Origin of the sequence: Sphingorhabdus sp. (assembly GCF_046596595.1) — a bacterium.
GTDB lineage: Bacteria > Pseudomonadota > Alphaproteobacteria > Sphingomonadales > Sphingomonadaceae > Sphingorhabdus_B.
In genome coordinates this window covers 1-8,775 of sequence record NZ_JBKJMB010000044.1, presented here as the reverse complement: position 1 = coordinate 8,775, position 8,775 = coordinate 1, and the positions used below count along the sequence as shown (strand labels likewise).

At 56.9% G+C, this 8,775-nt stretch carries 5 protein-coding genes; 4 read left to right on the top strand and 1 reads right to left on the bottom strand.

Annotated elements, in window-relative coordinates; all coding sequences use genetic code 11:
* From acs to ACLL9E_RS04130, 4 genes are all read left to right on the top strand, one after another.
* The coding region (gene acs, locus ACLL9E_RS04145; RefSeq protein ID WP_411290479.1) for an acetate--CoA ligase at window positions 1–1,417 on the top strand (1,417 nt) is incomplete at its 5' end.
* A 101-nt stretch (window positions 1,418–1,518) separates the two neighbouring features.
* The gene (locus tag ACLL9E_RS04140) at window positions 1,519–2,676 is read left to right on the top strand and encodes a CaiB/BaiF CoA transferase family protein (RefSeq protein WP_411290478.1); all 1,158 of its coding nucleotides are present in this window, start codon (window positions 1,519–1,521) and stop codon (window positions 2,674–2,676) included.
* 12 nt (window positions 2,677–2,688) lie between these two features.
* A complete protein-coding gene (locus ACLL9E_RS04135) occupies window positions 2,689–3,903 on the top strand; it encodes an acetyl-CoA C-acetyltransferase (RefSeq protein WP_411290477.1) in 1,215 nt (404 codons plus the stop codon).
* A gap of 14 nt (window positions 3,904–3,917) precedes the next feature.
* Entirely contained in the window at window positions 3,918–6,113 is a 2,196-nt protein-coding gene (locus tag ACLL9E_RS04130) for a 3-hydroxyacyl-CoA dehydrogenase NAD-binding domain-containing protein (RefSeq protein WP_411290476.1), read from the top strand.
* Window positions 6,114–6,182: 69 nt separating this feature from the next.
* On the opposite strand, the gene ACLL9E_RS04125 is transcribed toward ACLL9E_RS04130, so the two are convergent.
* Window positions 6,183–8,775: TonB-dependent receptor (locus tag ACLL9E_RS04125; protein WP_411290475.1), on the bottom strand; the 2,593-nt coding region annotated here is incomplete at its 5' end.

The following is an 8,775-nucleotide window of genomic DNA, read 5'->3' as shown; positions in this document are numbered from 1 at the left end:
CACCAGCCGCTTCGTCATTTGCGCCGATGGCGCGGTCCGTGGCGGCAAGTCGGTTCCGTTGAAAGCCAATATCGACGCCGCACTTGAAAAAGCGGACGGGGTCGAAGCTGTTCTGGTTATTCGCCATACCGGCGAGCCGGTGTCCATGCAGCCAGACCGCGACCATTTTTACGATGACATCGACACAGTGGGCGACTGCGCCTGTGAACCCATGAACGCAGAGGACCCTTTGTTCATTCTGTATACCTCGGGCTCGACGGGCAGCCCAAAGGGCGTTCTGCATACCGTCGGCGGCTATTCGGTCTGGACCGCGAGCACATTCCATTATGTGTTCGATTATCGTCCTGGCGAAGTGTTCTTTTGCTCGGCAGATATCGGCTGGGTCACCGGCCATAGCTATGTGGTCTATGGTCCGCTCCAAAATGGCGGGACGAGCCTGATTTTTGAAGGCATTCCGAGCTACCCCGACAGCGGGCGGTTCTGGGATATCATCGACCGGCATCAGGTGAACATCTTCTACACAGCACCCACCGCGCTTCGGGCGCTTATGCGCGACGGGGATGCGCCCGTGCAGGCGCGGTCACGCAAGTCGCTTCGCTTGCTTGGTACAGTCGGGGAACCCATCAATCCCGAAGCTTGGCGCTGGTACCATGCGACGGTCGGCGAGGGGAAATTGCCGATTGTGGATACCTGGTGGCAAACCGAAACCGGCGGGGTGATGATCACCACCTTGCCCGGCGCGCACGGCATGAAACCGGGCAGCGCCGGACGGCCCTATTTCGGCATTCGTCCGCAACTGGTTGACGGTGATGGCCAAGTCCTCGCCGACGAGCAAATAGGCGGCGCGACGAGCGGAAATCTGTGCATAACACACAGCTGGCCCGGCCAAGCCCGCACGCTGTACGGCGACCATGACCGTTTCGTGCAGACCTATTTTTCGACCTATAAAGGTAAATATTTCACCGGTGATGGCTGCCGCCGCGACGCGGATGGCTATTATTGGATTACTGGCCGCGTTGACGACGTCATCAACGTATCAGGGCACCGCATGGGCACCGCCGAAGTCGAAAGCGCACTGGTTCTGCATGACCTGGTTGCCGAGGCCGCAGTTGTCGGGTTTCCGCACGATATTAAGGGGCAGGGGATCTACTGCTACGTCACACTGAACGCGGGCGCTGAGCCGTCTGACGCTTTGCATGCTGAATTACGCATACAAGTGCGGACAGAAATCGGCCCAATCGCTTCGCCCGACCATATTCACTTTACGCCCGCTTTGCCCAAAACCCGAAGCGGCAAAATCATGCGGCGGATATTGCGGAAAATTGCGGAAAATGACTTCAGCTCGCTGGGCGACACCTCGACGCTAGCGGATCCGAGCGTGGTAGACGCCCTGATAGAAGGCCGTCAGAACCGATAAGGGGTAAATGCGGTAGTTGACGCTTGCGTCAACCAGGCAGACGCCATAAAAGGCGTATCTTAATCATGCGATTAAACGCGTGCCGTAACGGAAAGCATTCCATGACCGATTCCAGTCTGAAATCTGGCCCATTGAGCGGCATCAAGGTCGTAGAATTGGCCGGAATCGGGCCCGGGCCTTATGCGGGTCAGTTGCTTGCAGATATGGGCGCTGATGTTGTTGTGATCGACAGGCCGGGTGGCTCGCTCGTGCCCAAGGCGATTGACGGTCGTGGCAAGAGGTCGCTGATCCTCGATCTCAAAAAGCCCGAGGCCGTAAACACGCTGTTGAAACTGGTCGGTACTGCCGACATCCTGATTGAAGGCCTGCGGCCGGGCGTCACCGAGCGCATGGGCGTCGGCCCTGACGCCTGCCACGCGGCCAATCCAGGCCTGATCTACGGCCGGATGACGGGTTGGGGGCAGACTGGGCCATGGAGCCAGATGGCCGGTCATGACATCAATTATATCGGCATGACCGGCGTGCTGAATGCGATTGGCAAGGACGGTCAGCCGCCTGTTCCGCCGCTTAACATGGTGGGCGATTTTGGCGGCGGATCGATGTTTCTCGTCAACGGCATTCTGGCGGCGTTGGTCGAGCGCGGTCGAACGGGCAAGGGCAATATCGTCGATGCGGCCATCGTCGACGGCACCAACAGCCTTATGAGTTTTGTCCATGGCATGGCAGGCTTGGGCCAATGGCGCACCCGGCGCGAGGCTAATCTGCTCGACGGGGCAATGCCCTTCTACCGCTGTTACATGACGTCTGACGGCAGATTCATGGCGGTCGGATGTATCGAGCCGCAGTTTTTTGCCGCGATGATGGAACGTCTGCCATTGGACAAAGAAAGCTATGGCGCGCAGCACGACCGTTCGGCCTGGTCAAAACAGCATGAATTGCTTGAGGATGTTTTTGCAACAAGGACGCGGGATCAATGGGAGGCGGTCTTCGCTGGTACCGATGCGTGCGTCACACCTGTGCTCGATTATGTCGAAGCCGCGTCTCATCCCGCCAATGCGGAACGTCAGGCATTTGTGCAGGATGGCCGCTGGCTACACCCGCAGGTCGCTCCACGGCTTGCAACACAGCCGCTGGCTACCCATTTCGAAATTGCAACAAAAGGCGGCGACTATGCCGCCATATTATCCGAGGCTGGACTCGGGGATGACGATATATCTCAATTGATCGCGGCGGGCGCCGTGGTCGCAAACAACGACTAGAAAGGGTCTCATATGACCGAAGCCTATATTTATGATGCGGTGCGCAGCCCGCGCGGCAAGGGGCGGCCTGATGGCGCTCTGCATGAAATCACGCCGATTGATCTGGCGTCACAGGTTTTGGCCGCGATCCGGGACCGGAATGGCTTGGCAGGCGAAGAAATCGAAGACGTGGCCTTTGGCTGCGTTTCGCCCGTGGGTGAGCAGGGTGCCGTTATCACGCGCACCGCCATATTGGCCGCTGGCTATCCGCATACCACTTCGGGCATCCAGGTTAACCGTTTTTGCGGTTCGGGACTTGAGGCTGCTAATATCGCTACGGCTAAGGTGAAATCCGGCGAGTGTGATCTGGCCGTAGGTGGCGGAATTGAATCGATGAGCCGCGTGCCCATGGGCTCGGACGGGGGCGCATGGCCAATCGATCCGCGTTCGGCGATCGCCAATTACTTCATTCCGCAGGGTATTTCCGCTGACCTTATCGCCACCAGATATGGCTATAGCCGTGACGATGTTGACGCTTATGCCGTAGAAAGCCAGAAGCGTGCTGGCCGTGCCTGGGCCGAGAAGCGCTTTGCGCGTTCGATCCTGCCAATCAAGGACGTCATCGGTGAAGTTGTCCTCGACCATGACGAACTGATGCGGCCGCAAACCGACATGCAGTCGCTTGGCGCGCTCGCTCCTGCGTTCCAGATGATGGGCACCATGATGCCGGGCTTCGACGATATTGCGATCATGCGCTATCCCGATGTCGAAAAGATCAACCACGTCCACCATGCTGGCAACAGCTCGGGCATCGTTGACGGGTCAGCTGCCGTACTCATCGGCACAAAGGAAGCTGGCGAGAAATACGGCCTCAAGGCACGTGCACGCATCGTATCGATGGCGTCCATTGGTTCGGAGCCAGCGATCATGCTCACTGGTCCTGAATTTGCTGCGCAAAAGGCGCTGGCGCGAGCCGGTATGGACAAGAATGACATCGACGTATGGGAACTGAACGAAGCCTTTGCTTCCGTCGTCCTGCGCTTCATGGAAGCGATGCATATCGACCATTCCGACATAAACGTGAACGGCGGCGCTATCGCAATGGGCCACCCGCTTGGCGCAACCGGCGCGATGATCCTTGGCACCGTGCTTGACGAGCTGGAACGCTCGGGCAAGTCGACGGCGCTGACGACTTTGTGCATCGGTGCCGGCATGGGCACAGCCACCATCATCGAACGCGTGAATTGATTGGGACCGATAATATGACGTACACAAGCTTCTCAGTCGATATCGATGCCGACGGCATTGCACTTTTGACGATTGACCTTCCCGATGCCTCAATGAATGTGTGGAATGGCGCATTGATCGAAGAATTCGGCAAATGGGTCGATGATTTTACAACCAACGACGCCATCAAGGGCGCGGTGATCACCTCGGGCAAGAAATCCGGCTTTCTGGCTGGCGCCGACCTGACCATGCTTGGCGGCGCAAAGGCGAACAGCACCAAGGAAGCCTTTGACCAGGCATTTGCGCTGAACGCCTTGCTGCGCAAAATGGAAACCGGTGGCCAGTCGGCCAAGGACCTGAGCGCGGGTAAGGTTTCGGCCAAGCCTGTCGCCTGCGCGCTCAACGGGCTCGCCTTGGGCGGCGGTCTGGAACTTGCGCTTGCGTGCCATTACCGCGTCGTAGCCGACAATCCGAAGATTCAGCTTGGCATGCCGGAGGTGATGGTTGGTTTGCTGCCGGGTGGCGGCGGCACGCAGCGGACACCGCGCCTGATCGGTCTGCAGAACGCAGCGATGACGATCATTCAGGGCAAATCACTTGATCCCGCCACGGCAAGGGCACAGGGCCTTGTCCACGAAGTCGTTCCGGCGGCGGATCTGATTGCCAATGCCAAGGCATGGGTCAAGGCCAATCCGAAGGTCACAGCGCCCTGGGACAAGAAGGACTTCAAATTCCCCGGCGGTGCAGGGGCGATGGACCCACGCGCGGTGCAACTGTTTGTTGGCCTGAACGCGATGGCGCACAAGGAAAGCAAAGGCAATTTCGATGCCGTAAAGGCGATCCTGTCCTGCCTCTACGAAGGTTCGATCCTGCCGTTTGACACGGCGTTGCGGGTTGAATCCAAATATTTCACCAAGCTGCTTTCGGGCAGCCAGGCGAAGAACATGATCCGCACCTTGTTCATCAACAAGCAGGCAGCGGAAAAGGGCGCCGGTCGTCCTGCAGGCGTTCCTCCTGTCGAAATCAAGAAGGTCGGCGTGCTTGGCGGAGGCCTGATGGGGTCCGGCATCACGCATGTGACGGTCAAGGGCGGCATGGACGTCATCGTTCTTGATCGCAGTCTTGAAGACGCCAACAAGGCCGTTGATTATAGCCGCAAGATCATCGACAAGGCCGTCAGCCGTGGCAAGATGACGAAGGAAGCGGGCGACGCTTTCATGACGCGCATTACGCCAACGGACAATTATGACGATTTGAAGGATGTCGACCTGATCATCGAAGCCGTATTTGAACGGCCCGATGTAAAGGCGGACGTGATCAAGAAAGCCGAAGCAGTGATTGGCCCCGACGTCGTTTTCGCGTCGAACACCTCAACGCTGCCGATCACTGGCCTTGCTAAAAATTCGTCGCGTCCTGAACTGTTCATCGGACTGCATTTCTTCTCGCCAGTCGAGAAAATGCCTTTGCTTGAAATCATCCCGGGAGCATTGACGGGTGATCGCGCCTTGGCGGCTGCCTTCGATTACAATGCGAAGATCAAGAAGACACCAATTGTCGTCAAGGACGTACGCGGCTTCTTCACGAACCGTGTGTTCCCGCCCTATATGGGCGAGGCGATGAAGCTGGTGACCGAGGGCGTGAAGCCTGCGCTGATCGAGAATGCGGCCAAGTCGCTTGGCATGCCGATTGGACCGCTTGCGCTGCTCGATGAAACCACATTGCAACTGGGCTATGACGTGATGCAGTCGACCAAGAAGGAACTGGGCGATGCGTATCAGCCCAGCGGCACTGAAGACTTTATGGAGTTGATGGTGGTCAAACTTGGCCGAAAGGGCCGTCGTTTTGGTTCGGGTTTCTATGACTATGACGACAAGGGCGAACGCCTTGGCCTGTGGCAGGGCATGGCGGAGCATTATCCGCTCGCCGCTGATCAGCCAACGGTTGAAGAAGTGAAGCAGCGCTTGCTGTACATTCAGCTTATTGCCACTGCACAATGCTTTGAAGAGCATGTCGTTGCCGACCCGCAGAGCGCTGATCTGGGCGCCATTTTTGGATGGGGCTTTGCGCCATATACGGGTGGTCCAATGAGTTATATCGATACGGTTGGCTTGGAAAACTTTGTCCGCACGGCCGACAACCTGGCGCAACGGTTCGGTAACCGCTTTGCACCACCCAAAAGCTTCCGCGAAATGGCGGACAAGGGTGAGACATTGTATAAAGTGGCTGCTTAAACCCAAGCTGCAGATACGAAAAAGGGCGGCCCCGGATTGGAGGCCGCCCTTTTTGTTTTTAACGTCGGTTTAGAATTTAGCGCGGACGGTCAGGCCGTACATGCGTGGCTCTTCGACGAAGCCGATCAGCGAACGTGTTCCAGCACCGCCACGCAGCGGCGTGTTCGCCGTGATGCCGCGGGTGATTTCGTTCGACAGGTTTGTGCCCCAAACTTCAAACGTAAACCGCTCATCCGGCGTGGTTAGCCCGATGCGTGCATTCATCTTGAAGTAGTTTTCCTGACGTGCCAGCGGCACGGGGAGGCCGTTGGTGTCAAGGTCAATTGTCCGGGTCGTTCTGCTGTCCGAATAATTGATGCTGCCATTGACCAGCAATCCCCAGCCAGAGCTGTTCAATGGACCGTCATAGGTCAGACCAGCAACGCCAGTGAACTTCGGCGCGTTGGTCAGGTCCTGACCGCAGAGACGGACAACCGACGCCAACGCATCAGGTGCAACGCCGACAGCGCAATCGCTTGGATAGCGCGCATCAGCATAGGTCACCGCCAAGTTACCGCTCATATGGTTGCTGAAATTCCCGAACAACTCGAGTTCGGCTCCGGTTGACCGAGCCGAGTTGACGTTGAAGGTCAGGAACTGGACACCCGTGAATTCAAGCACCTGGAAATCGCTCATCTTCATATCGAACAAGGCGAGATTGGCCTTGATCGGACCGAATGTGGCCTTCACGCCAACTTCGATCTGGTTGACCTTTTCGGACTTGAACCGTGGATCGGCGTAAATCGGCGCTGCACCCGTTGTCAGAACCGCAGTCGAGTTGGTGAGATTTGCTGCGGTCGGGTCAAGGTTAAAGCCGCCTGATTTGAAGCCATGGCTGTACCCTGCATAAATCAGCAGGTCCTCATTGGCTTTGTAGCCGACTTGACCGGTATAGGTGATTTCATCATCTTTGAACCGGTTTGACCACAGCCGCGGCAGTGGCAGCTTGGAACTTGCCAGCCCGCCGCCTGCAACCGCTGGTGCCGTCAGGTTGACGGGAACCGCGAACGGGAAGCAGTTTAGCCCGACCAGACCTGCACGCAATGGCGCAGGAACCAGTCCCGTGAGCACACCGTTGACACTGGCTTGGCATGCACCGTTGCTGGCGCTGATCTGGTTGAACGCAGCATCTTTCGTCTCATTCACGTACCTTGCGCCGAGTGTCAGGCTCAACTTATCCGTGATGTTGAACACGTTATGCGTGAAGAATGAGTAGCTTTTTGCATCCTGCGTAAACAGGTTGTTGCCAAATGAATTCAGCGAATTGACTGGCAAGCCCGGTGTTGGCGCAGCGGCAGTACCACCCGAACCCAAGGCTGTCAGAGCGAACAAGGGATTGACCCCTGCTACAGGTCCAAAGTTAAACGCACTGTTCGCGGCCTGATAGTCTGCGCCAAATGACATGGTCTGTTGGGCAGCAATATCCTCGTTCGAATAAAAGCCGCCGATCAGCCAATCCAGCTTGTCATTGAAAGCTGTGCCTTGAAGTCTGAGTTCCTGAGTAAAAGTTTTGATCCTGTCACCATTGGGCAAAACGCCTGGTGCCTGAATTGAGCCGCCTACGCCGGTTGTGAAAATTCTCAGACTGGTAAAATCGGACTCGGCCGTCGAACTCGACTTAAAATCGCGGTAGGAGCCAATATAGGTCAGTTTGGCGGGGCCAAAATCCCACTTCACCTCACCCGATACGCCCCATTGTTCAGCGCCATTGAAGAAACGCTGGCCGTTCGTCGCAAGATTTTGCAGAGCCGACTGGCCGAACTGGTCGACACCGTCACTGGCAAGGCCATGGAACGCAGCAAAAGGAGCCAGTTCGGTTTCACGGATGATAACGGCATCGCAGCAATGTTCATCGACTTTTGAATAGTCTGCGAGCAAACGAACGCTGATATCTGCGGTTGGCTCGATATAGAGTTGGCCGCGGATCATGTACCGATCACGGTCGTTGCTGTCTGCGCCGGTTGAACTTTTCAGATAACCATCGCGCTTGCGATAGGTGCCTGCGATGCGGAATGCTGCAACATCCTGCACAATCGGAACGCTGATTCCGCCTTGCACATTGATAAAATTGTAATTGCCGTAGCTGGCGTTTGCGAAGCCTTCGACTTCGGACAGGTTGGCGCGTTTTGTGGTGATGTTCAATGCGCCAGCAGATGTGTTGCGTCCAAATAGCGTGCCCTGAGGGCCGCGCAGGATTTCGAGGCGCTCAAGGTCCACCAGATCGCCCAAGGCAACGCCGGGACGCGACTGGTACACGCCGTCGATAAAGACGCCCACTGAGCTTTCAAGACCGGTATTGTTGCCGGTTGTGCCGACGCCGCGAATTTTGATGGATGTGCCTTGCGTTTCAGTCTGTGACGATTGGATGTTGAAGCTTGGCGAGATTGAGGACAGTGTCTTGATATCCGACACGCCTTCGCGCTCCAACGCCTCTGGCGCGACAGCCGTCACGGCGAGTGGAATGTCTTGAACGTCCATTGCGCGCAACGTGGCGGTCACGATAATAGGTTCATCGCCACTGTCTTCTTCGGATTGTTGGGCAAAAGCCGCTGGCACAAACATTGCGCTGCAGATGGTGCTGCAAAGTGCAGCCGTGATTACACGATTAAATCGACGCATTTCT